The sequence below is a fragment of the Massilimicrobiota sp. An105 genome, assembly GCF_002161155.1.
Taxonomy (GTDB): Bacteria; Bacillota_I; Bacilli_A; order Erysipelotrichales; family Coprobacillaceae; genus Allocoprobacillus; species Allocoprobacillus merdigallinarum.
In genome coordinates this window covers 1-26,082 of sequence record NZ_NFLY01000026.1, presented here as the reverse complement: position 1 = coordinate 26,082, position 26,082 = coordinate 1, and the positions used below count along the sequence as shown (strand labels likewise).

Sequence of the window (26,082 nt, the reverse complement as noted above, 5' to 3'; positions counted from 1 at the left end):
TTTTTTTATTATTGGAGGATTTTTATGAATCAAGAAATTATACAAAAAATGGCTGAAGAATTATCCATTCAAGAACAACAAATTCAAAATGTTTTATCTTTATTAGAAGAAGGAGCTACTGTTCCTTTTATAGCACGTTATCGTAAAGAAAAAACAGGTGGATTAAATGAAGAACAAATTAGAGAAATTTCAAAAGTATATGAATATCAGGTCAATCTTCAGGAACGAAAAGATGATGTTATTCGTTTAATTGATGAAAAAGGTTTATTGACTGAAGAATTAAAACATAATATTTTAAATGCTTCTAAATTAAGTGAAGTTGAAGATTTTTATAGACCATTTAAAGAGAAAAAGAAAACTAAGGCATCTATTGCTAAGGCAAAAGGATTAGAGCCATTGGCTCAATCGATTTTAAAATTACCTAGAACTTTCGATTTGGAAAAAGAAGCCCAAAAATATTTAAATGAGCAAGTATTAACTATTGAAGAAGCTATTCATGGAGCCAAAGATATTATTGCAGAACAAATAAGTGATGAACCACGTTATCGAAAATATACAAAAGATATGATTTATAAGACAGGTATGATCTCATCTCATGTCAAAAAGAAAAATCCTGATCAAGAAGATGGGATTTACGAAATGTATTATGATTATCAGGAAAGGGTTCAGTATATTGCATCACATCGAATTCTTGCGATTAATCGTGCTGAAAAAGAAAAGGTATTAACGGTTTCTATTGATATTGATACAGATCGCTTTATTCAATATATTTATAATGGTGTTATGCGTAGACGTGAATCTTCGCTAGATACCTTTATTGAAGATACTGTTAAAGATGCATTTAAACGTTTGATTTTCCCATCTGTAGAAAGAGAAGTTCGTAATGAATTAACAGAAAAAGCACAGGAACAGGCATTAAATGTTTTTTCAGTAAATTTGGAAAATCTTTTATTACAGGCACCAATGAAAGATAAATATGTATTAGGGGTTGATCCGGCTTTTAGAACAGGATGCAAATTAGCGGCTATTGATCCAACTGGTAAAGTGTTAGATATTCATAAAGTTTTTATTACTATACCTAAAGATGATTACACTAAGGATGAAAAAATATTACTGTCTATGATTCAAAAATACCAAATTGAAATTATTGCCATTGGAAATGGAACTGCCAGCCGCGAAACAGAAAGCTTTATAGCACAGTTTATTAAGAAATATAATCTAGATGTACAATATGTCATCGTGTCTGAAGCGGGAGCTAGCGTTTATTCTGCAAGTACAATTGCTAAGGAAGAATTTCCAGATTATCAGGTAGAAGAAAGGTCAGCTGTTTCTATTGCCAGACGTTTACAAGATCCTTTAGCAGAACTTGTTAAAATTGAGCCAAAGGCTATTTCAGTTGGTCAATATCAACATGATATGAATCAAAAGAAATTAACAGAACAGTTAGATTTTGTGGTAGAAAAAGTTGTCAATCAGGTAGGAGTCAATATTAATACAGCGTCTCCTTCATTACTACAATATGTATCTGGTTTATCAATGTCTACAGCTAAAAATATTGTGAAATATCGTGAAGAACATGGTAAATTTACATCTCGTGAACAAATTAAAAATGTAAAAAAACTTGGAGAAAAAACATATGAATTGGCTGTTGGATTTTTAAGAATTCTATCTGGTAATGAGAAATTAGATGAAACGAGTATCCATCCAGATAATTATAATGATGCGAATCATCTTTTAGAATATCTTCATTTACAAAAAAATGATATTGGTACAAAACATGCAAAAGATGTGATTGAACAAGTATCTATTCAGCAGATTCAAGAAGATTTACACTTGGATTCTTATTTGGCTGAAGATTTAATAGAAGCTTTTATATCTCCACATCGCTCTCCTCGTGATGAATATAATGTTCCTATTTTACGAAAAGATGTTTTAAAAATTGAAGATTTGAAAAAAGGAATGAAATTACAGGGAGTTGTGAGAAATGTTGTTGATTTTGGTGCCTTTGTTGATATTGGATTAAAAAATGATGGTTTAATACATATTTCTAAAATGTCATCTCATAAAGTGAAACATGCTTTAGATGTATGTCATGTTGGAGATATTTTAGATGTATATGTATATGATGTTGATTTGAAGAAAAAAAGAGTTGCTTTATCATTAATGGAGGTGGCATAAATGGAATTTATATATTATCCGCGTTGTAGTACATGTTTAAAAGCTTTAAAAAAGCTTAAAGAACAGGGAATAGATGTGACATTACGAGATATTGTCAATGAAACACCGACTCAAGAAGAATTACTGTGCTGGATACGTCAAAATGGAAAAGGAATCAAACCATTTTTTAATACATCTGGAAAACTTTATCGTGAAATGAATTTAAAAGATAAAATAAATGATATGAATGAAGATGAAGCAGCATTGTTATTATCTCAAAATGGTATGTTAATCAAGCGTCCATTGCTTATTGATGGTGAAAAAATTATTATTGGATATCAAAAAGAAATTTATGAAAAATAGATTTCTTTTTTTATTATTTATTTTGAAATGATTTTATATCTGTTATACTAAAGAAAAGATAGAATGAGGTGAAAAAATATGAATCAAGAAATGAAACAAACAGTCAATGAAATCAAAAAAGCTGTTATTGGGAAAGATGAGGTTATTATTCAAATATTGGTTACTTTACTTTCTAGGGGACATATTTTGCTTGAGGACATTCCTGGTGTTGGAAAAACAAATCTAGCATTAGCATTATCAAAAAGTTTACAGCTAGATTATCACCGTATTCAATTAACACCAGATATTATGCCAAGTGATATCGTTGGATTTACGATGTATAATCCACAGACACAGCAATTTGAATATAAAGAAGGAATTGCTTTTTGTCATCTTTTATTAGCAGATGAAATGAATCGTACATCTAGTAAAACACAGGCAGCTTTATTAGAGTTGATGGAAGAAGGACAAATGACTGTAGATGGAAAAACATATGTATTACCTCAGCCATTTTGTGTCATTGCTACACAGAACCCTTTTGGCTCTGCTGGAACGCAACTATTGCCTGATTCTCAAATGGATCGTTTTATGAGTCGATTAAGTTTAGGTTATCCTCAATTTGAAGAGGAAATAGAAATGATGAAACAACGTCAAAAATCTAATCCTTTAGATGATATACAATCAGTTTTATCGCCTGAGATGATACTGCAATATCAAAAGATGATTGATCAGATATATGTTCATGATGATATTTATCATTATATCATGCAAATCATTACTGCAACACGTTCACATTCTCAAATTGAACAAGGTGTATCACCACGTGGTTCTTTAGCTATCATGAAAACGGCTAAAGCCTATGCATTTTTAAATGACCGTGATTATGTGATTCCACAAGATGTCCAATATGTTGCACCAATGGTTTTGGCTCATCGTTTCATACTGACATATGAAGCTAAAATGAACAAAGTCTCTTCATATCAGATTGTAGATGAAATCTTAGAATCAGTTGGAGAACCTCAGTTAAAAGTATGAAAAACTTATTAAAATATTTTTGTTTTCTTGCTTTTTTATATGGATTATGGCGTTTTGTTTCAGGGTATTTTTCATTTTTATTGTTTTTGATGGCTTTTTGTTTAATATGTATATGCCTATTGTTTAGTATTATCCCAATGCGAAAATCAACAATCTCAATAAAAATGCAACAAGCATATTGTTTGCGTGATGAAACTATTAACCTAAGTTTTTGTCGTCAAAGTGTTACACCTATCCCATGTGGTCAGATTATAATTGAATATCAAATGATAGATGTTTTTTCTCAAATTGTAGCTGAAAAAAGCGTATGTCTTCATGATCAGCAAGTAGATGTAGAGATTCCTTGTCCTCATTGTGGTCATTATACGATTCAGGTTCAGAAAATAAAATGTTTTGATTTATTACAATGTTTTTCTTTTTCAAAAACTGTATCCTTACAAAATTCATTTGATGTAATGCCACATTACCATCTTATAGATGTATCTGTTCATCAGGTTCATCAATTGGATGAACAAGGAGAAAATTATTTGACAGATCAAAAAGGTGATGATTATAGTGAAATTTTTGAGATTAGAACATATCGTGAAGGGGATGAACTTAAGCATATTCATTGGAATATGTCATCAAAGTTTCAAGAGTTTTTTGTTAAGGTGGGAAGCCAACCTGTTCACGAAAATCTTACTCTTGCGATAGAATATAAAGAAAACAATACATTCTATGATTTACAGTTTGATTATTTTTATTCTTTATGTATTTCTTTATTAAAAGAGAATATTGCTTTTGAAATTGTAACTTCATGTGATGTACAAAATATGCATGTGCAATCTATACATTCTGTTGATAATCTTGCAACTACCATTCGATGGATGATGAAAAATCCTATCAAAACTTTAGATAAATCTTTCATGTCACGTTCTTTTTATCAAATAAAGGGACAGAATCTGGAGGTGTATCATTTATGAAAAAAACAATCAACTCCTTTTTTCAACAATACATCATCCATATCATTAATATTTTCATGATTATTTTAGGATGTATAGGTTTGATAGGAAATTATGATCATTCTTTATATTTTCCTGAAAACACATATATAAGTATTATTCTTTTAGGCGTGATAGGAATAGGATTTTACCTTTATTTTATTAAATATCAGACAATGCCTAAAAAACCATGTGTATTCATTTTTATCATTTTATTATTAGTATTGATTATATTATTTCAAAGTGAGTGTCATTATTTTCTCAATAATCTTCAATCTGTTATTGAATTTGATTATTTCTTAAAATTTGATGAATTACTTCCTTTAGAATTATATAGTCGAGATATGTTTTATCAAGTTATTATATTCATAATTGGGTTGCCAGTTATCTATTTGATTGTGTCAACTGTATGTACAATGCATTTTTCGTTAATTAAAATCATCAGTTTAATTTTTCTCTTTATGTTTCCAGTATTTATTAATCATGAACTTTCTTCTCAAGAGAGTTATTGCTTTATTATCTTTATCTGTTATGCATTATTATTTACAGTGGCTTTAAAATATCAGCAAAAACAATATACCTTAAAGATTGTGGTTATTATATTATTATGTATAATGTCTGTAACTGCATCTACTTATTTAGAGGGAAATCCTTTGTTTCAACAAGAATCATCATCGGTTTTATCACAAATGATTGATTGGATTGCTAACGGAAAGGGAAATCCTTTAGGAATAGCTACACAAACGGGTATGAGTCGTGATATTGATGGTTCTTTACCTACAGGCAATGTGCAACTTACTAATGGATTGGCTTTAACAGTACAATCTGATATTCCTTTTTCTTCTTATTTGAGAGCTTATTCGCTTGCTAATTACAGTGATAATGAATGGCATGAGGTTACGGAAAATTATGATAATAGTCAGTCTTTAACTATGTATAGCGATTTTTTAATGTTGAATTATTTACCATCTTTTCAAAGTGTTGAAATTCTACCACAACGTCAATATGATTTTCAATTTGTACCATACTATTTTATTGATAATGTTCAAGAGTATCCAGTTCTTTTTGATTCATATATAGAAAGTACTTCTGATTCATTGGATGTTTTATATCTTTATGAAGAAGATCCTCAATTAGGACTAGATGAAAATAGCTATTTTATTTCTGAGCAGTATGATGAAGAATATGAAGATTATGTGTATCAACATTATTTAGATGTTCCAGATGAATTAGAACAACAATTATCGCGTTTATTATATGAAAATGATATTGAATATCCATATGATTTTGATATTGCATCAACAGTCCAACAGGTGCAGGAACTTTTAGCTAAGCAAGCAGAATATGATTTGAATGCAGGAACATTACCTTTTGATAAAGATTTTGTTGAATACTTTCTGTTTGAAAATCATAAAGGAAGTTGTACTCATTTTGCGACTGCTGGAGCTTTGTTGTTAAGGGAGTTAGGTATTCCAACACGCTTTGTAAGAGGATATACAATGCTAGAAAGTGATTTTCATAATGGTGAAGCCAAAATTCCTCAATATCGTTCGCATGCCTGGATAGAAGTTTATGAAAATATGAAAGGTTGGATTCCTTATGAAATGACACCTTCGGGAAATATCGAAGAAATCAGTGATGTTCTTGATGATATAGCAAGTCAAAATCAGCAGACTGCAAATACGAGTGATGTGCCAACAACACAGCCTGAAGAAGATACAATACAGGATACACCTGTAGATTTAGATGTTACAACAAGATCATCTCATCAAAATATATGGATTATTGCTGGGGTATTTGGAATCTTTATATTCATTTTTATTTATCGTTATTTGACAACACATTGGATGATGATCAAAACAAGACGTATGAATAACAATCAGAAAGTTTTAACTTATTATAGAAAAATAAGGAAATTATCTTCTTGGCATAATGTTGATGATGAAGAGTTAAAGAATCTTGCTTATAAAGCTAAATATTCTTCTCATGAAATAAGTGATGAAGAATGGTTTCAATTCCTTCGCTGTTATCAACAATGGATTCATCAATATAGTCAATCATTGAAATGGTATCAGAGATTTATTTTCCAATATATTTTTGGAAATAAATAAAAAGAGATTTTATGAAATGAACCTCCTTATTTGAATGTCCAAATAAGGGGATTCACTTGATGTGAAATCTCTTTTTTATGTTTTATTTATAACGTAAATGTGTTATATCACTATAACATGGAATACCATTTTCATATGTAATCGCAACTTCGCCTTGAATCAATGGAATTAAATAGTCATAAAGTTCTTGAGTGATATCATTATGTTCATCATTGATCCATTCAACAGGAATACGTTGTTCTAAATTGGCAATTTTGAGAACATCCTTATAGGTGTACTCAACTTGATAAGGCTGATTTTGAACACGTTGGAAAGTCATCATAACACCACTGTGTCCTTCCATTGATGTTTGAACAGCCGCTTGTCCAATTTGAAATGATTCTTCTAAATCAACTTTTGAAGCAATATGCATAGCACATCTTTGTAGGACATTTAATTCGATACTACGCACTTTACATTTGAATTCCTGATAAACTAATGATTCTAGGACTTTACCAGTTCCAGAATGCAAAACATGTCCAAAAGCATCACGTTTTGTATATTTAGAATCAGCATCTAAATATTCTCCATTTTCATTTTTAATTCCTTCACTGACAGCAATAATAATATTCTTTTTATGACGAAAAACTTTACGAATATCATCTAAGAATTTTTGCGTTGAAAACGGAACTTCAGGCAAATAGATAAGGTCAGGTGCTTCATTGCATTGCGTTCTTGCTAGCGCACTGGCAGCAGTTAACCATCCAGCATTACGCCCCATAATTTCAACAATTGTAACAGCATTTAATTTATAAATTGAACTGTCATAAGCAATTTCCAGCATAGAAGTTGCAACATATTTAGCAGCTGAACCAAAACCAGGAGTATGGTCAGTTCCCATTAAATCATTATCAATTGTTTTAGGAATACCAATAAAACAAATAGGGGAATGAATAGACTTGGCATAAGCTGATAGTTTTGCAACTGTATCCATAGAATCATTACCACCAATATAATAAAAATCTGTGATATGTAATTGTTCAAAAGTATGGAATAATATTTCATAAGTTTGAGGATCATCTTGATAATTGGGTAGTTTATAACGACACGAACCAAGATACATAGCAGGAGAATGTTTTAATTGTTCTAAAGCTTGTGAATCATTAAATAACTCTCCCAAATCCATATAGCGGCTTTCTAACAATCCCATAATTCCATTGACCATCCCATAAACATGGTCGAATTTTTGGCTTTTGATACATTCATGAATAATTCCTGCCAAAGATGCATTAATCGCAACGGTTGGGCCTCCCGATTGACCAATAAAACAGTTTCTTTTTTTCATGAGTAACTCCTTTCATTTTTCGACATTATTCTATCATTTTTTATATTATAAAAAAAGTGTATTTTTTGAGAAATCAAAAATATTAAAATTTTCGATTCTTTATGATGAAAATAAATTTTTCATGTGGAAATTTCTTATTGATAAGAGTATACTATATGATATAGGAGGAAAGAAAATTATGTCTAAAAAGTATTTATCAATGGATGGAAATACTGCTGCTGCACATGTCGCTTATGCATTTAGTGAAGTTGCAAGTATTTATCCAATTACACCATCTTCTCCAATGGCTGAAAATGCGGAAACATGGGCTGCTCAAGGAAAGAAAAATATTTTTGGATCAGCAGTTAATGTTATCGAAATGCAGTCAGAAGCTGGAGCTGCTGGAGCTGTACATGGAGCATTGCAAGGTGGTGCGTTAGCAACTACATTTACGGCATCTCAAGGTCTATTATTGATGATACCAAACTTGTATAAAATTCAAGGTGAATTATTGCCTGGTGTATTCCATGTTGCTGCGAGAGCTTTAGCAACACGTTCATTAAATATTTTTGGTGATCATCAGGATATATATGCATGTCGTCAAGTTGGTGCGCCTATGATTTGTTCTCATAGCGTTCAAGAAGTTATGGATTTAGGAGGAATTGCTCATTTAACTGCAATTAAGGCAAGCGTTCCTGTTATTCACTTCTTTGATGGATTTAGAACTTCTCATGAAATTCAAAAAGTAGAAGTTATGGATTATGATGTTTTAGAAAGCTTGTTAGATAAAGAGGCATTAAAGAAATTTAAAGAAAATGCATTAAATCCACATACAAATCCAATTGAACGTGGTGGTGCTGAAAATGATGATATCTATTTCCAAGGTAGAGAAGCACAAAATAAACATTATGAAGCTGTTGTTGAAATTGTTGCTGATTACATGAAAAAGATTTCAGAAATTACTGGACGTGAATATGCGCCATTTACATATTATGGAGCAAGTGATGCATCACGTGTGATCATTGCAATGGGTTCTGTAACTGAAACAATTAAAGAAACAATTGATGAAATGAATAAACGTGGTGAACGTGTTGGATTGATTAAAGTTCATTTATATCGTCCATTCTCACCAAAATATCTATTAAAAGTTTTACCAAATACTGTTGAAAAAGTTGCTGTTTTAGATCGTACAAAAGAAATGGGAGCAACTGGAGAACCATTATACTTAGATGTATGCTCTGTATTAAAAGATACAAACATCAAAGTTATTGGTGGACGTTATGGTATGGGATCTAAAGATACAACACCTGGTCAAATCAAAGCTGTATATGATCATTTATTAGATGAAGATCCATTTACATCTTTCACTATTGGTATTAATGATGATGTAACTCATTTATCATTAAAAGAAGACCCTGATTTCCATGTTAATGCTGATTATACTTCATGCTTATTCTATGGTTTAGGATCAGATGGTACAGTATCTGCTAATAAATCTTCAATTAAAATTATTGGAGATCATACCGATTTATATTCACAGGCTTACTTTGCTTATGATAGTAAAAAAGCTGGTGGAGCTACACGCTCTAACTTAAGATTTGGTCATACACCAATTCGTGCAACTTATTATGTCAATAATGCTGATTTTATTTCATGTTCATTAGATAACTATGTATTGAAATATGATATGTTGAAAAACTTAAAGAATGGTGGAACATTCTTATTAAATACAGAATTTGATGAAAAAGAAATTGTTGATTATTTACCAAATAAATTAAAGAAACAATTAGCTGATAAAAATGCTAAATTCTATATCATTAATGCAACAAAAATTGCTAGTGAAATTGGTATGGGAAGACATACAAATACAATTCTTCAATCTGCATTCTTTGCTTTAAACCCACAAATTTTACCAGTTGATAAAGCTGTCGAATATATGAAAGCAATGGCTAAGAAAACATATGGTAAAAAAGGTGATGCTGTTGTAGAAATGAACTACAAAGCTATTGATGCAGGAAAAGATGCTATTGTTGAAGTTCCTGTTGATGCAAGCTGGTCTGATTTAACAGTGACTGCTACAAGAGCAAGAACTGGTGATGATTACTTTGATAATTTCGTTGCACCAATCAATGCCTTAGATGGTTATGATTTACCTGTTTCAGCATTTATGGATAAATTAGATGGTTCAATGAAATCTGGTATTGCGATTAAAGAAAAACGTGCGATTGCTATTGATGTACCACGTTGGGAAAAAGAAAACTGTATCCAATGTAATAACTGTGTTATGGTATGTCCTCATGCAACAATTCGTGCTTTCTTAATTGATGAAGATGAAATGAAAGCTATGCCAGAAGATATTTCAAATGATGTTTTAAAACCAATTGGTAGAAATGTAGATGGATTGGTTTATCGTATTCAAGTTTCTCCAGATAACTGTGTTGGTTGTGGATTATGTGTGACTGAATGTCCAGGTAAAGCTGGAAAGAAAGCTTTATCTATGGTGCCAGTAAAAGAAGAATTACCACATGCTTCTTTAGCTGATCATATTTATTCAAAAGTGACATATAAAGCTGATCGTTATCCAACAACAACAGTTAAAGGTGTTGGATTTATGCGTCCATACTTTGAAGTATCTGGTGCTTGTGGTGGATGTGGTGAAACACCTTATTATCGTTTGGCTTCTCAATTATTTGGAGCTGATATGAGAATTGCAAATGCAACTGGATGTAGTTCAATTTATAGTGGTTCTACACCATCAACACCTTGTACAATTGATGAAAATGGACAAGGACCTGCATGGGCTAACTCATTATTTGAAGATAATGCTGAATATGGATTTGGTATGAAATTAGCTGAAAATTATATGGCTAAACGTATCTTAGAAATCATTGAAGCAAATAAAGCTGAATGTGAACCTGAACTTCAAACTGTGTTAGAACAATATGCAAATGTCAAAGGTCAAAGAGTTGAAGAAAGAAAACTTTATGATCAATTAGTATCTTTAGTTGAAGATTCAAAATGTGAAGGTATCAAAGAATTATTAGATATGAAAGGTGAACTTGTCACTAAATCTCAATGGATTATTGGTGGAGATGGATGGGCTTATGACATCGGTTATGGTGGATTAGATCATGTTATCGCTAATAATCAAAATGTTAATATCTTAGTTCTTGATACAGAAGTTTATTCAAATACTGGTGGACAATCTTCAAAATCTTCACAAGCTGGTTCTATCGCTAAATTCACTGCTGGTGGTAAAACAGTAGCCAAGAAAGATTTAGCACAGATTGCTATGGCATATGGACATGTTTATGTAGCACAAGTGGCTATGGGAGCTAATCCAATGCAAACAATTAAAGCATTCAAAGAAGCTGAAGCTTATGATGGACCATCATTAATTATTGCTTATTCTCCATGTATGGAACATGGTATTAAAGGTGGTCTTGCAAATCATCAACAACAACAAAAACATGCTGTTGAATGTGGATACTTCAACTTATTAAGATATGATCCTCGTTTAGAAGAACAAGGAAAGAATCCATTACAGTTAGATTCTAAAGAACCTGATTTCACAAAATTCAAAGATTTCTTATTAAGTGAAAACAGATTTGCACAATTATCTAAAGTCAATCCAGAACATGCTGAAGGATTAATGGATAAATGTGAAAAAGACGCTATGAAACGTCGTCATCGTTTGGATGTTATGGCAAGTGAATAGTCAAAATGAAAGATTGAAAGTGAGAGTACTTTCAATCTTTTTTTGACATCATTTTTAATTCCATTTCTCTATAATGAAAGAGGGTGGAAAAAATGAATGTCTATATAGAAATTACGTATTTTATGAATGCTTTATTAATATTACTGAGTTTTGAAATATTATCTTTTTTATTAAATATACGCATAACCAAGAAAAGATTATGTCTATATGTTTTGACTTACAATATTTCATTTGTTTTTTTATTTATTGATTTATTTACTGGGTTTATTCTTTTATATGATTTTATATTGACATTTTTTTATTTTAAACGGTCTGTCTATATATATTATCCTGTATATCTTTTTATATACTTTTCAATATTATCATTTGTTCAATGGTTATTACCATCGTCTATTATTTTTCAAGGTGTTTTATTGATGGAAGGCTATCATATACGATATATCATGATTATTGCAGTTTTAGTTATTTTGATTAGCTATTTCTATATAGATTTATGCCGTCATCGTATTCATCAGCAAATGGTTAAAGTCTGTTTTCAAGGACACCAATGTTATGGTTTTATTGATAATGGTAATCAGGTCACATATCATGGTTATCCAGTTATTTTTATCAATCAAAGATTTGCCGGTGACTATACTGTTATTGATAATATTTGGATTGAAACTGCGAGTCAGCAGGAAAAAATTGATTTAATTTTATTGCCTGATATTACAATTCATCATCAAATATTACACGATGTTTATGCTGGAATTATATCATCGAATCAGTATGATTGCATTTTAAATCAACAGTTAATGGGAGGATTATTATGATCTTATTATTATTGAAGGAATGGGTATTAAAAAGAAAATCACTTTTCTATATTGGTAGACATGATGTTTTAAAAGCACCATTAAAAGGTAAAGAAGAAAAAGAAGCTTTATTGAAATTACAAAATGGTGATGAAAAAGCAAAGGATTTATTAATTGAACATAATTTAAGGCTCGTTGTCTATGTGGCTAAAAAATATGATTCTATGCAAAATGGTAGCATAGAAGATTTAATTAGTATTGGAACGATTGGTTTAGTTAAAGCAGTGAATACTTTCAATATGGATAAAAACATTAAATTAGCAACTTATGCATCACGTTGTATTGAAAATGAAATTTTAATGTTCTTAAGAAAAAATAATAAACTCAGACAAGAAATCTCTTTAGATGAACCATTGAATGTTGACTATGATGGTAATGAATTATTATTATCTGATATCATTGGTACGGACAAAGACATTGTACAAGATGAAATAGAACATAATGATCAAAAAGAAAAATTTTATCATGCTTTACATTATTTAAATCCAAGAGAACAACAGATTCTTATGATGCGTTATGGTTTGATTGGTCATGAGGAATTAACACAAAAGGATGTGGCAGAAATATTAGGTATTTCACAATCATATATATCTAGACTTGAAAAGAAAATTATTAGAAAATTAAGAAATAAATTGAAAGATGATGAATAATGTCAAATAAAATGGTGAAACTCTGATATGAGGAGTTGAATCCATGTCAAAATATAAAGTAGAACTGAATGGAACAAATATTGAAAATTATGAAAAATTATCTCATCAACAAACAATAGAATTATTGAAAACATATCATCAAAATCATGATTCCTGTATAAAAGAAAAATTGGTTCTCTCTAATTTAAAACTTGTTTTATCACTTGTTCAAAAATACCAACAAAGAGTGAATAATTTAGATGATTTATTTCAAGTTGGAGTAATTGGTTTAATGAAGGCCATAGATCATTTTAATACGAATTTAGAAGTTCGTTTTTCAACATATGCTGTTCCGCTTATACAAGGTGAGATGAAACGTTATTTAAGAGAAAATTCTCCTATGCGAATACCAAGATCGTTACGAGATATTGCTTATAAAGCGCTTTTGGTTAATGAAGAATATATGAAAAAATATAATCGAGAAGCATCTATAAAAGAATTATCTCAACGTTTAAATGTTGATGAATATACGTTAGTTGAAGCATTGTCTTCTACTCATAGTGTGACATCATTATCACAGGAAGTCCAAAATGATGGCAATGGACCCATTGATTTAGAAAGTCAGATACCAGATAACCATAGTCATATGGAAGAGATTCAAAAGACAATAGATTTACAAAAAGCCATGCATCATTTAGATCAAAAAGAAATGCAAATCATTCATGAACGTTATTTTCAAGGTTTAACACAGAGTGAAATTGCTAAAGATTTAATGATTTCTCAAGCACAAGTTTCTCGCATTGAAAAACAGGCTTTATCACATTTAAAGAAATATATGATAGGATAAAAGCATATATTAAAGTGGTGATAAAATGCGCTTTTTAACTTTACAAAGTAAAGATGTCATTGATGCCTCATCAGGTTGTAAGATTGGTTATGTTGTTGATTTGGAAATTGATCCTTGTTGTCAATGTATACAGGCTTTAATTGTTGAACGTTTTTCAGCATTTAAATTCATATGTTTTTTTAAAGGACCACCAGCTTTGGTTATACCTATTCAACATATTATTACCATTGGTGAAGATGTTATTTTGGTACATGTTGAATGTCAATAAATGGGATGAAGAAGGTGATATTTCCCGTATTTTCCTCTTTTTTTCATACACATTATATGGTATAATTATATAAAGATTGTAAGGAGGTTACCTCATGGGATACGGAGAAAAAGTAAAAAAATGGTTTTTTGAAGAAGATGATGATGACGTTTATGAAAATGAAGAAATAGATACTGAAGAAGAAAGTGTAAAATCAACAAGTTTATTTGAAAAAGCAAAATCTACAAAAACAACTGATGCTATGAAAGCGTTAAGTGCAAATAAAGATAGTCATTTGATTTTATTTGAACCACGTGCATATAGTGAAACTCAGGAAATTGCAACGTATTTAAAACAAAAAAGAGCTGCAGTTGTGAATTTGCATCGTTTACAGAAAGAACAGTCTAAACGTGTTATTGATTTCTTAAGTGGTGTTATTTTTGCGATTGAAGGAGATATTCAACAAATCGGACCTAAAATTTTCTTATGTACTCCTAAGAATATTGGCGTTTCTGGCAATATTACAATGGATGATTCTGAAACTGATGAATAAACAAGTATTAGTAAGTGAAAAACTTGCTAATACTTTCTTTTTGAATGATGTTAGAACATTTTAAAGGCGACGAAGTTTTTGTTAAGAAAATTTTAGACTATCAATTTCAGGCACTGCATCATCAAAGAATGGTATTAACACCTTTCTATAATCCTCATGAACAGGAGATAGTAAGAAGTGTTATCGGTAAAGAACTGAAAGTCTTAAGTTATGGTGGTTTTACAAATGCTGAAAATCAGCGTATGATTATTTGTCCAGATTTTTATGAAATTGAAAAGTCTGACTTTGAAATTCAATTGGTTGAAGTCATATATCGCCAGCAATTTGGACGCATTCAGCACAAGGATATTTTAGGAGCTTTAATGAATTTGGGTATAAAAAGGGAGTGTGTTGGTGATATTTTTGATGGAGAGCGTTGTTTTTTTGCTTGTACAAAACAAACTTATCCTTATATTATCCAAACATTAAAACAAATAAAAAAATCAAAAATAAAGCTTCAAGAATGTCATGAAGATATTGAAATTATACATGACTATACATCTCGTTCTTTTATTTTATCGAGTATGCGTTTGGATAAAGTGGTATCAACGATGTTTAAAGTACCACGTACTTTAGCTAGTGAAGCTATTCGTAATGGGCATGTCAAAGTCAATTATAAAATTGTTGAAGAAGTGAGTTATTTGTGTCATAATAGTGATATGGTATCTTTCAAACATCATGGACGTGTTAAAATTGTGGATGAAAATAAGCAAACAAGACAGGGAAATTATGTTGTAAGTGGATACTTTTATAAGTGAGGTGGAAGGATTGGAACAATTTGATAAGCAATTTCGTGGTTATAACATTGCTGAAGTCAATGATCGTATTGGTGAATTAAAACAGGAAATTGAAAAACAAAAGGAAAAGATTCAGTCAATGGAAGAAGAAATGACTGAATTAAAAGAACAAAACACTTTACTTACAAAACAAATATCTGTACATGAGAAAACTAACGAAGAAATTGCGCGTTTAGCTTTAAAAGAAGCAAGTGAATTGATTGAAAAAGCCAAAAGAAATGCCAATATGATTCTTAAAGAATCAATGGAATATGTGCGTGGTTTGTCAAAAGATATGGATACGTTTAAACAGGAAGCTATTGATTTTAGAGCAAATGTTGTAAAAATGAGCGAAGAAATGCTAGAAACTATTGACAAATCTGAAATTTTCAGTTTAATTAAAGAAGAACAAGAAAACAAATACAATGACAAGGACAGTTTATAAGGAAAACTTACAGAGAGTTTGCAGTTGGTGAAAAGCAAATAAGGGGAACTTATAATGAATCAGCCTAAGAGTAGCTTATCTGAAATCAAGTAGGATAAGACGTTCATCGCGTTAAGATATAGAGAGCATATCTTTAAGATATGAATAAAGGTGGTACCGCGTCATCACGTCCTTTAACAGGACGTTTTTTTATTTGAGAAAGGAAGGAATACAATGAATTACAAAGACACATTATTAATGCCTAAAACAGATTTTGAAATGCGTGGAAATCTCCCTAAAAAGGAGCCAGGTTACGTTCAAAGATGGCAAGAAACGCATATGTATGAAAAAGTCATTGAACAAAATCAAGGACATGATGATTTTGTTTTCCATGATGGTCCACCATATGCAAATGGAAATATGCATACTGGACATATGTTAAACAAAATTATTAAAGATGTGATTTGTCGTTATAAAAACATGCAGGGATTGTATACACCCTATATTCCTGGATGGGATACTCATGGTTTACCAATTGAAAATGCTATTCAAAAATTAGGTGTCAATCGTAAAGAATTAAGTACAGCAGAATTTAGAAAAAAATGTTATGAATATGCATTAAAACAAGTTGAAATTCAAAAAGAACAATGTATCCGTGTTGGAACATTTGCTGATTATGACCACCCATATTTAACATTATTACCAGAATTTGAAGCCAATCAAATTGATGTTTTCGCAAAGATGGCGATGGATGGTTTAATTTATAAAGGATTAAAACCAGTCTATTGGTCACCATCAAGTGAATCAGCTTTAGCAGAAGCTGAAGTTGAATATCATGATGTGAAAAGTCCAACTATTTTTGTGAAATTCCAGGTTAAAGATGGAAAAGGTATATTAGATACAGATACAAGTTTTGTGATTTGGACAACAACACCTTGGACAATTCCAGCAAACCTTGCGATTTGTTTAAATGCGGATTATACGTATGCACTTGTTCAAAGTGAAAAAGGAAAATTAATTGTTTTAGAAGAACTTGTTGATTCTTTATGGGAAAAATTTGAATTAAAAGAAAAACAGATTTTAAAAACATTTAAGGGACAAGAATTAGAAATGATTACTTGTCAACATCCATTATATGATCGTGAATCATTAGTTATCTTAGGAGATCACGTTACTGCTGAAGCTGGTACAGGATGTGTTCATACTGCTCCTGGATTTGGTATGGATGACTTTATTGTTGGTCAAAAATATGGTTTAGATATATATTGTAATGTTGATGAACACGGTTGCATGATGGAAGACTGTGGTGAATGGTTAGCTGGTCAATATGTTGATGATGCTAATAAAACAGTCACTTTAAAACTTGATGAATTAGGAGTGTTATTAAAGCTTGAATTCATTACACATAGTTATCCTCATGACTGGCGTACAAAAAAACCAATTATCTTTAGAGCAACTGACCAGTGGTTCTGTTCAATTGATAAGATTAGAGAAAAATTATTAGATGAAATTGATCATGTCGAATGGTTAAATGAATGGGGTCATATTAGAATCTACAACATGATTAAAGATCGTGGTGACTGGTGTATTTCTCGTCAAAGAAGCTGGGGAGTTCCAATTCCTATTATTTATTGTGAAGATGGAACACCAATTATGGAAGAAGAAGTTTTCAAACATATTTCTGATTTATTTAGACAGTATGGTTCTAATATCTGGTTTGAAAAAGATGAAAAATTCTTGTTACCTGAAGGATATACAAATGAACATTCACCAAATGGTATCTTTAAAAAAGAAAAAGATATCATGGATGTATGGTTTGATTCAGGATCTTCTCATACAGGATGCATGAGAGAAAGAGGATATCGTTATCCAGTTGATTTATACTTTGAAGGTAGTGATCAATATCGTGGATGGTTCAACTCATCATTGATTATTGGAACTGCAGTTTATGATAAAGCGCCTTATAAGACAGTTTTATCACATGGCTTTGTTTTAGATGGTAAAGGAAATAAAATGTCTAAATCATTAGGAAATACTGTTGATCCAATTAAACTTGTCAATCAATATGGTGCAGATATCTTAAGATTATGGGCAACTTCAGTTGCATATCAATCTGATGTTCGTATTTCTAATGATATTATGAAGCAAGTTGCTGAAAATTATCGTAAGATTAGAAACACAATGCGTTTTGTTTTAGGGAATCTTTCTGATTTTAAAGCAAGTGATTTGATTGAAATCTCAAAACTTGAAGGTGTTGATCAATACATGCTTGTTGAATTAAATCAGTTAATGAAAGGTTATGAAGAAGCCTTTAATCAATATGATTTTGCTGAAGCAAATCAATTAATTTTAAATTGCTTTACAAACACTTTAAGTGCTTTCTATATGGACTTTACAAAAGATATTCTTTATATTGAAAAAGCTGATAGCTTAAGAAGAAGACAGGTTCAAACAGTGTTATATTATTATGCAAAAACAATGATGAAATTATTATCACCAATTCTTGTCTTTACAAGTGAAGAATTACATGATCATTTCCATTGTGATGAAAATAAAGCTGAATCTATTTTCTTAGAAACAAAACCTGAATTACTTCCAGTAGACAATGCAGAAGCTATCAAAGAATATTATGATCGTTTCTTATTATTAAGAAAAGATGTCTTAAAATCTTTAGAAGAATTAAGAAATGCTAAAGAAATTAAATCTAATATGGAAGCAAAAGTGACTATTTGCTTAAAAGATTCATATCAAGATATGGACAAATTAGCAGATGTCTTAAAACAGTTGTTTATTGTCGCTAAAGTTCAGTTAGTCAATGATTCTACAGATCTTGAAGAATATGACACAGCTTATATTCATAGTGAAAAATTTAATGGTGTTCAATGTCCAAGATGTTGGAATTATTTTGAAGAATCAGAAATGGAAGGCGAATTATGTCCTCGTTGTCATGATGTCATCCATGGATAAATAATAAATGGTACGATACGTACCATTTATTTTTGAAAGGGGATTGAAATGGAAAAAAATATTCAAGGAAGTTTATTGTTGCTTATAGCTGCTTTGATTTGGGGAAGTTCTTTCATTGTTATGAAAAGTGCTGTTGATTTTTTAACACCAGCAGTATTGTTGTTTTTAAGATTTTCATTGGCAGCTATTTTATTATCACTTATATTTATCAAAAAAATAAAAAATCTCAATTTTCAGCAAATCAAAGGTGGTTTGTTAACGGGGAGCTGTTTGTTTGCAGCTTATTATGTACAGACATGGGGATTGAACTATACAACACCTGGTAAAAATGCTTTTTTAACAGCTGTTTATTGTGCTATTGTTCCTTTTTTGGTATGGCTGTTTTATCATAAACGTCCTGATATTTATAATTTCATTGCAGCTTTTATTTGTGTTTTGGGGATTGGCTGTGTATCTTTAGATGAACATTTAACTATGAATATAGGTGATTTTCTCACATTATGTGGTGGTTTTTTATATGCCTGTCATATTTTACTGATCAAAAAATTTTCTAAAGGAATTGATGGAGGAGCTTTCACATCATTACAGTTTATGGGTGGTGCCATGGTTTCATTTGTTTTTGCCTTATTAACTGAAGATTTATCTATTATAACGCAAATACAGCCATCTATTTATTTGCAGATTCTTTATCTTGTTGTATTTGCTACTGCATTAACAATGTTTTGTCAGACAACGGGACAGAAATATACAAGTGAATGTAATGCTTCATTGATTTTATCTTTGGAATCTGTATTTGGAGTCGCATTTTCAATTGCTTTTTATGGTGAAATTCTTACATTTAAAATCTTATTAGGATTTATTTTAATATTTATTGCGATTGTCATTTCAGAAACCAAGCTATCTTTTTTAAAAAGAGGAGAAATAAAATGAAAAAGATAATAACTTGTATGATTACAATGATTGTATGTCTTGGAATCGTTCCAGTCCATGCAAGTGAAAATTTTCAAGTTTCTTTACACTCAAAATATTCTTATCTTTATGATCAGGAAACTCAAATGGTTTACTTAGATCAAAAAAGTCAGGATAAAATCTATCCGGCAAGTATGACAAAAATTTTAACAGTGAGTTTAGCATTAGATAAAATAACTGATATACATGAAAAGGTACGTATCACACAAGCGGATTTGGATGGACTGTTTGAGGCTGGAGCCACAATAGCTGGATTTTACGCTGGAGAACTGGTAACATATGAGGATTTGCTTTATGGTGCATTATTACCATCTGGTGCAGATGCTTGTAATGCCTTAGCACGTTTAACATATGGTTCTACTGATGGTATGGTTATGGCTATGAATCAGTTGGTAGAACAATTAAATCTAAAGAATTCTCATTTTATGAATGTAACAGGATTACATCATAATGAGCATTATACAACCGTTTATGATATGGCAATGATTTTGCATCATGCTTTGCAAAATCAAACGTTTGAAGATGTTTTTAATGCACGAACATATACCAGTTCAATGAAAAATCATACGTGGTCTTCATCTTTACAAAGAGGTTATATGAGTTATGGTTTGGATATATCACAAATTGATGGTGCAAAAAGTGGTTTTACAGATGAAGCGCAATTAACTTTAGCAAGTACCATGACTTTTAATGGACATCAATTTATTTTAGTGACAGCATATGCCAGTGGGCAATATACTCAAAATCATGTAAGAGATGCAATTACAGTTTGTCAATATCTTCATGATCATTATCATGAAATTGTTCTTTACAAAAAAGATGAAACGATTGCTGATTATTGGCTTTTACAATCTTTTCAGTTTCGCTATGAATATCAAGCTCCACAAACTTTATCTATCATTATAGATAATAATATATCGACGAAAGATTTATCTTATCAAGTAGATACATCGACTTTTTTAGTAGCACCTATGAAAAGTGGTCAAAAGATAGGGACAGTTTCAATCTATAATGATGATTATTTGCTTTATTCATATGATATGCATTTAACGGAAGATATTGAGCTATCAATGATGGAAAGAATAGCTTATTATGCTGTTATCATTTTTATTGTAGGAGCATTAATCACTTGCTTGATTTTAGTTATGAAAAAAATAAAACATAAAAAAAGTGATAGACCATAAGGGAATCTATCACTTTATTTATTTTCTTTTAAATCAATAATACGATCAATACCATATCCAACAAAACGTCCTATAAAAATAATAATGACACCAATTACTGGTAAGAATGGATTTCCTCCAAATATAAAGTACCAAAGAATACATAAAAATCCAATCACATAACCAATAAATGTAAAAATGTCTGTATATTTTCTTGATTGATTATCTTGCATAAATTCACCCCATTTGACATAAAATCATTATAACATCTTTCATTATTTTTTCAATACTGTTATAATGTGAAAGGGGGTTTATATGAAAAAAGGATGTCTTTTTGATTTGGATGGAACTTTAGTTAATTCCATCACAGATTTAGCATTATCTACAAATGAAGTCTTGAAGTTACATCATTTACCAACTCATGATATTTCTCAATATAATATGTTTGTTGGTAATGGTGTTAAGAAATTGATGGAAAGAGCTTTAGGTCCAGAACATCTAGATTTATTGGATGTTTGTCTGCAAGACTTCCAAAAAATATATCGCGAACATTGTTTAGATCATACAATACCTTATGATGGAATAGAAGAACTTATTACTTATTTAAAAAAGCAAAATATAAAATTAGCTGTTGTAACAAATAAACCACATGCTTTAGCTATTCAGATTGTAGAACATCTATTTCCTGATACTTTTGTAGCTATCTATGGACAACAGGACTTATATCCTGTCAAACCTGATCCTCAATCAACTTATATGGCATTGATGGAAATGAGACTTGATAAAAAAGATTGTTTTTTTATAGGTGATAGTCAGGTGGACATTGATACAGGATATTATGCTGATATAGATTCTATTGGTGTAACTTGGGGATTTAGAGGGCGACAGGAATTGGAAAATGCTGGAGCTGATTATATTGTTGACAATCCTTATGAAATTATGGAGCTTATTCAAAATGAAAATAGGGGTTAGTCAATGTTTGTTAGGTGTCAATTGTACATATAGTGGAAAGAGCCATCCTCTTGATATTTTGATAGAAATGGATAAAAGACATTCCATCATACCAGTTTGTCCAGAGGTCTTAGGAGGATTACCTATTCCAAGAGATCCTGCTGAAATTCAATCTTTGGAACCATTGAAAGTTGAAACAATCAATCATCAGGATGTGACTTCTGAATATATTTTGGGTGCTCAAAAAGCTTTAGACATATTTATTAAAAATGGCGTTCAAGTGGCATTGTTGAAGTTTAGAAGTCCAAGTTGTGGTTGTGATGGTATCTATGATGGATCATTTCAACATCAATTAATCGAAGGACAAGGTGTTTTTGCTAGAATGTGTCAAAAATGTGGTATTCAGCTTTTTCATGAAAATCAAATTGAAGAATTCTTAAAATATATAGGAAAGGAAGATGATTATGGGACATATTTTAAAGATTCAACCAGTTTTTAAAGAAATGATTTGGGGTGGCCATAAATTAAGAGATGTTTATGGTTATGATATCCCAAGTGATAGCACAGGTGAGTGTTGGGCTATTTCTGGACACCAAAATGGTGATTGTACAATTAGTGATGGAGAATATCAAGGAAAAACTGTTTCTTGGTTATGGCAAAATCATCGTGAACTTTTTGGAAATGTCAATGGTGATCAATTCCCATTATTAGTTAAAATTATAGATGCAAAAGATGACTTATCAGTTCAAGTTCATCCTAATGATGAATATGCTGCCAAACATGAAAACTCATTAGGGAAAACAGAATGTTGGTATGTTTTACAAGCTGATGAAGGAACAAAAATGGTTATGGGACATCATGCTCAAACAAAAGAAGAATTTGTAAAAGCAATTGAAAATGATGATTATGACCATTTATTAAATTCTTTTGAAATTAATAAAGGAGATTTCTTCTATATTCCATCTGGAACGTTACATGCGATTTGTAGTGGTTCATTAATCTATGAAGCTCAACAATCATCTGATATTACATATCGTGTTTATGATTATCATCGTAAAGATAAAAATGGTAATGAAAGACAATTACATGTTCAACAATCTATTGATGTCACAAATGTACCTGCTGATTTAGCAACAAATAAACTTTTTACAAATAGTCATATAGATCATGGTTCTAAAACAAGATATGTAGAAAGCGAATTTTTCACTGTTGATTGTTATAGAATGGATGGAGAAAATACAATTATTAATGATAAACCATTCCAATTGGTAAGTATTCTTGAAGGTGAAGGAACATTGGAAGGTATGGAAGTGAAAAAGGGAGATCATTTTATTATATGTAGTGATCAAGAAGAAGTCACATATGATGGTAAAATGACTGTTATGATGACAACATTATAAAAGCAGATGGAAACATCTGCTTTTCATTTTGTAAAAACTGTGGCATAATAGATACGAAAAGAGGGAGAAAAATGAAAGATATATATCAGGAAGCATTAGAATTACATGAAAAAACAAAAGGGAAGCTGGAAGTACAGTTAAAAGTCCCTTTAGAAGAAAGTCATGATTTATCATTAGCATATACACCAGGGGTGGCTCAGCCATGTCGTGAGATTGCGAAAAATAAAGATGATGTCTATAAATATACTTGGAAACAAAATAGTGTTGCTGTTGTCAGCGATGGAACTGCAGTTTTAGGATTAGGAGATATTGGACCAGAAGCAGCTATGCCTGTTATGGAAGGAAAAGCAGTCCTATTTAAAAAGTTTGGAAATATTGATGCTGTGCCTATCTGTTTAGATACAAAAGATCCTCAAGAAATTATTCGTACAGTTAAAGCTATTGCACCAACATTTGGTGGTATTAATCTTGAAGATATTAGTGCACCACGATGCGTAGAAATTGAAAGAACACTTATCAACGAATTAGATATTCCAGTCTTTCATGATGATCAACATGGAACAGCCATTGTTGTTACAGCTGGTTTATTGAATGCATTAAAAGTTGTTCATAAGAAAATTGAAGATATTACTGTTGTGGTAAGTGGAACTGGTGCAGCAGGAAGTTCTATTATCAAAATGATTCATGCATTGGGTGTTAAAGAAATATATGGATTTAATATCAATGGTATTGTCACAAGAGAAGATTATGATCAATATGATTTTTTAACTCAGGAACTAACTGAAATCACAAATTCTCAAGCGAAACGTATGACAATGGCAGAAGCTATGAAAGAAGCTGATGTCTTTATTGGTGTTTCAGCACCAGGTGTTTTAACACCAGAAATGGTCAAAAGTATGAAAGAAAATCCAATTGTTTTTGCGATGGCAAATCCTGAACCAGAAATTCCTTATCAGGATGCTATTGATGCTGGTGTTGCCGTCATGGGAACTGGACGCTCAGATTATCCAAATCAAATTAATAATGTTTTGGCATTTCCAGGATTGTTTAGAGGGGCTTTGGATGTAAGGGCAAGAAAAATTAGTGAAGGAATGAAATTGGCAGCGGCTCATGGTTTGGCCTCACTTGTGAGTGATGAAGAATTATCACCAACATATGTTATTCCAAATGCGTTAGATCCACGTGTGAGTCAGATTGTAGCTCAGGCTGTTGCAAAAAAGGCTATTGAAGAAGGACTTGCAAGATAAAAGCTATTTACAGCCTTTTTTGTTATGATATGATGAAAACGAAAGGGGACAATATCAACTTAAACAAAAAAAGAAAAAACATAGAGGACATTGAACCTCTATGTTTTTTGCTGTGTGCCGGGCATGGCACGGATTCAGTCGGAGATAGACCGACCACAGGTAGTTACCGCCAAGTGTAGTGAACCACAAGTCGTTAACAGTGATGTTAAGGATGGAGGAAGTGGTGTAGCGATTCTTTTGAGCGTACGAACAGAAACCTGATATAAGGCTAAATGGTGGATAAGATTGCAGTACAAACCGAAGTCCAAAAGGTAAACGTAAAACCAAGACAGTAAATCAGGACGTTGTGAAAGAAATAGGATTCGTGATTTACCCCGGGAGGTCTTGTGGACGATGAATTCCAATATCTTTAAAATCAGTGATGGTAACATCGGTCGAAAAAGGTCTGCCACAAGAAGTCAGCTGAGGTCGTAGTAGGTAAAGACATCTATACCAAAGGACCTAATGTTTATATGGTGCAACTCACCATGCGCAATGTTTGGACAGTTCGAAATCGAGGATAGTTCCATAAGTGGGAATCGTAATCCCATGGGAATGAAGGTAGAGGGAATGGTTCCAGATATATCTACAAAAGGAGGGAGAAGCAACAACATGAAATTAATCGAAGTGATTCTAAGAGATGAAAATCTCGAAGAGGCAATCAAAAGAGTCAAGAGTAATAAAGGTGTACCTGGCATTGATAAGATGACAGTGAATGAAATTGACGCGTATTTCAAGACCCATAAGGAACAGATAAAGAAACAGATATTGGAGAAGAAATACAAACCCCAACCAGTAAGAAGAGTCTATATTCCTAAATCAAATGGGAAGAAAAGACCCCTAGGAATTCCAACAGTAGTAGATAGAGTCATCCAACAAGCGATAGCACAAATATTATCAGAAATCTATGACAGTAAGTTCAGTGAGAATAGTTTTGGATTTCGACCAAATAGGAGTGCACATGATGCCATCATGCGAACACTAGACTACTTGAATGAAGGATACGAATGGGTCATTGATTTAGATATAGAAGCATACTTCGATACAGTCAATCACGATAAATTAATTTCAATACTCAGAGAGCATGTGAATGACTCGACAACACTGCATTTGATTCGCAAATTCCTGCAGGCAGGAATCATGGAAAATGGTCTTGTAAAAGCTAGTACCATAGGAATGCCACAAGGAGGATTATGCCGATATCCACATAAACCTCCTTATGTGGAGTTAGTTATTATGCCGAGTTAATTTAAATTACCCTTTAATAATCATATGGTTTTCTTTATTTTCTCGGCATAATATTATTATTTAAAGCTGTTTAAGAAGTCTAATAA

23 protein-coding genes and 1 other annotated feature are annotated in these 26,082 nt (G+C 31.4%); of the genes, 21 read left to right on the top strand and 2 right to left on the bottom strand.

Annotated features, from left to right (window positions below; translation table 11 throughout):
• Positions 1 to 24: 24 nt before the first annotated feature.
• The 5 genes from B5E48_RS08375 (at position 25) to B5E48_RS08355 (ending at position 6,625) form a co-directional block, all read left to right on the top strand.
• On the top strand, positions 25 to 2,178 hold the full coding sequence (locus B5E48_RS08375) for a Tex family protein (RefSeq protein ID WP_087304740.1): 2,154 nt from the start codon (positions 25 to 27) through the stop codon (positions 2,176 to 2,178).
• Entirely contained in the window at positions 2,179 to 2,520 is a 342-nt protein-coding gene (locus B5E48_RS08370) for an arsenate reductase family protein (protein ID WP_087304739.1), read from the top strand. It begins immediately after the preceding gene.
• Positions 2,521 to 2,598: 78 nt separating this feature from the next.
• Positions 2,599 to 3,534, top strand: coding sequence for an AAA family ATPase (locus B5E48_RS08365; protein ID WP_087245116.1), 936 nt, complete (start codon positions 2,599 to 2,601; stop codon positions 3,532 to 3,534).
• Between the two features lie 119 nt (positions 3,535 to 3,653).
• The gene (locus tag B5E48_RS08360; RefSeq protein ID WP_158097273.1) at positions 3,654 to 4,496 is read left to right on the top strand and encodes a DUF58 domain-containing protein; all 843 of its coding nucleotides are present in this window, start codon (positions 3,654 to 3,656) and stop codon (positions 4,494 to 4,496) included.
• Positions 4,493 to 6,625, top strand: a complete 2,133-nt coding sequence (locus tag B5E48_RS08355) for a transglutaminase-like domain-containing protein (protein WP_087304737.1) — start codon at positions 4,493 to 4,495, stop codon at positions 6,623 to 6,625. Before B5E48_RS08360 ends, B5E48_RS08355 begins: the two co-directional genes overlap by 4 nt.
• Before the next feature lie 82 nt (positions 6,626 to 6,707).
• Here B5E48_RS08355 and B5E48_RS08350 read toward each other — a convergent pair whose 3' ends face one another.
• Complete coding sequence (locus B5E48_RS08350) at positions 6,708 to 7,949, bottom strand: 6-phosphofructokinase (RefSeq protein WP_087245113.1); 1,242 nt, start codon at positions 7,947 to 7,949, stop codon at positions 6,708 to 6,710.
• A 178-nt stretch (positions 7,950 to 8,127) separates the two neighbouring features.
• Between B5E48_RS08350 and nifJ the strand changes: the two genes are divergently transcribed.
• The 11 genes from nifJ to B5E48_RS08295 all read left to right on the top strand — a co-directional run bounded on the left by nifJ (position 8,128) and on the right by B5E48_RS08295 (position 21,132).
• Positions 8,128 to 11,646, top strand: a complete 3,519-nt coding sequence (nifJ, locus tag B5E48_RS08345) for a pyruvate:ferredoxin (flavodoxin) oxidoreductase (RefSeq protein WP_087304736.1) — start codon at positions 8,128 to 8,130, stop codon at positions 11,644 to 11,646.
• Between the two features lie 416 nt (positions 11,647 to 12,062).
• The gene (locus B5E48_RS13870; RefSeq protein ID WP_241146953.1) at positions 12,063 to 12,458 is read left to right on the top strand and encodes a hypothetical protein; all 396 of its coding nucleotides are present in this window, start codon (positions 12,063 to 12,065) and stop codon (positions 12,456 to 12,458) included.
• Positions 12,455 to 13,147 carry an RNA polymerase sporulation sigma factor SigK gene (gene sigK, locus B5E48_RS08335; RefSeq protein ID WP_087245110.1) on the top strand — a complete coding sequence of 231 codons (693 nt, stop codon included), beginning with the start codon at positions 12,455 to 12,457 and terminating at the stop codon, positions 13,145 to 13,147. Before B5E48_RS13870 ends, sigK begins: the two co-directional genes overlap by 4 nt.
• A gap of 43 nt (positions 13,148 to 13,190) precedes the next feature.
• Positions 13,191 to 13,973, top strand: a complete 783-nt coding sequence (locus tag B5E48_RS08330) for a sigma-70 family RNA polymerase sigma factor (RefSeq protein ID WP_087304734.1) — start codon at positions 13,191 to 13,193, stop codon at positions 13,971 to 13,973.
• 25 nt (positions 13,974 to 13,998) lie between these two features.
• Entirely contained in the window at positions 13,999 to 14,241 is a 243-nt protein-coding gene (locus tag B5E48_RS08325) for a YlmC/YmxH family sporulation protein (protein WP_087245108.1), read from the top strand.
• Between the two features lie 94 nt (positions 14,242 to 14,335).
• Positions 14,336 to 14,773, top strand: a complete 438-nt coding sequence (locus B5E48_RS08320; protein WP_087245107.1) for a cell division protein SepF — start codon at positions 14,336 to 14,338, stop codon at positions 14,771 to 14,773.
• A 47-nt stretch (positions 14,774 to 14,820) separates the two neighbouring features.
• Positions 14,821 to 15,570 (top strand): YlmH family RNA-binding protein, encoded by a 750-nt coding sequence (locus B5E48_RS08315; RefSeq protein ID WP_087304749.1) that lies wholly within the window; start codon positions 14,821 to 14,823, stop codon positions 15,568 to 15,570.
• 10 nt (positions 15,571 to 15,580) lie between these two features.
• Positions 15,581 to 16,033, top strand: coding sequence for a DivIVA domain-containing protein (locus B5E48_RS08310; protein ID WP_087304733.1), 453 nt, complete (start codon positions 15,581 to 15,583; stop codon positions 16,031 to 16,033).
• Positions 16,005 to 16,210: a binding site (T-box leader), on the top strand. It overlaps the preceding gene by 29 nt.
• A 36-nt stretch (positions 16,211 to 16,246) precedes the next feature.
• Positions 16,247 to 18,979: an isoleucine--tRNA ligase gene (gene ileS, locus B5E48_RS08305; protein WP_087304732.1), complete on the top strand. Its 2,733-nt coding sequence runs from the start codon at positions 16,247 to 16,249 to the stop codon at positions 18,977 to 18,979.
• Between the two features lie 48 nt (positions 18,980 to 19,027).
• Complete coding sequence (locus B5E48_RS08300; protein WP_087304731.1) at positions 19,028 to 19,909, top strand: DMT family transporter; 882 nt, start codon at positions 19,028 to 19,030, stop codon at positions 19,907 to 19,909.
• Positions 19,906 to 21,132, top strand: coding sequence for a D-alanyl-D-alanine carboxypeptidase family protein (locus B5E48_RS08295; RefSeq protein WP_087304730.1), 1,227 nt, complete (start codon positions 19,906 to 19,908; stop codon positions 21,130 to 21,132). The genes B5E48_RS08300 and B5E48_RS08295 overlap by 4 nt, the downstream gene beginning before the upstream one ends.
• A gap of 14 nt (positions 21,133 to 21,146) precedes the next feature.
• Here B5E48_RS08295 and B5E48_RS08290 read toward each other — a convergent pair whose 3' ends face one another.
• Positions 21,147 to 21,344: a hypothetical protein gene (locus B5E48_RS08290; protein WP_087245101.1), complete on the bottom strand. Its 198-nt coding sequence runs from the start codon at positions 21,342 to 21,344 to the stop codon at positions 21,147 to 21,149.
• Between the two features lie 82 nt (positions 21,345 to 21,426).
• Between B5E48_RS08290 and B5E48_RS08285 the strand changes: the two genes are divergently transcribed.
• From B5E48_RS08285 to B5E48_RS08265, 5 genes are all read left to right on the top strand, one after another.
• Positions 21,427 to 22,083: an HAD family hydrolase gene (locus B5E48_RS08285; RefSeq protein ID WP_087304729.1), complete on the top strand. Its 657-nt coding sequence runs from the start codon at positions 21,427 to 21,429 to the stop codon at positions 22,081 to 22,083.
• Complete coding sequence (locus B5E48_RS08280) at positions 22,067 to 22,561, top strand: 2-thiouracil desulfurase family protein (RefSeq protein WP_087304728.1); 495 nt, start codon at positions 22,067 to 22,069, stop codon at positions 22,559 to 22,561. The genes B5E48_RS08285 and B5E48_RS08280 overlap by 17 nt, the downstream gene beginning before the upstream one ends.
• On the top strand, positions 22,527 to 23,462 hold the full coding sequence (locus B5E48_RS08275; RefSeq protein ID WP_087304727.1) for a type I phosphomannose isomerase catalytic subunit: 936 nt from the start codon (positions 22,527 to 22,529) through the stop codon (positions 23,460 to 23,462). The genes B5E48_RS08280 and B5E48_RS08275 overlap by 35 nt, the downstream gene beginning before the upstream one ends.
• 71 nt (positions 23,463 to 23,533) lie before the next feature.
• Complete coding sequence (locus B5E48_RS08270) at positions 23,534 to 24,709, top strand: NAD(P)-dependent malic enzyme (RefSeq protein ID WP_087298017.1); 1,176 nt, start codon at positions 23,534 to 23,536, stop codon at positions 24,707 to 24,709.
• A gap of 588 nt (positions 24,710 to 25,297) precedes the next feature.
• Entirely contained in the window at positions 25,298 to 25,996 is a 699-nt protein-coding gene (locus B5E48_RS08265) for a reverse transcriptase domain-containing protein (RefSeq protein WP_241146952.1), read from the top strand.
• Positions 25,997 to 26,082: the final 86 nt, after the last annotated feature.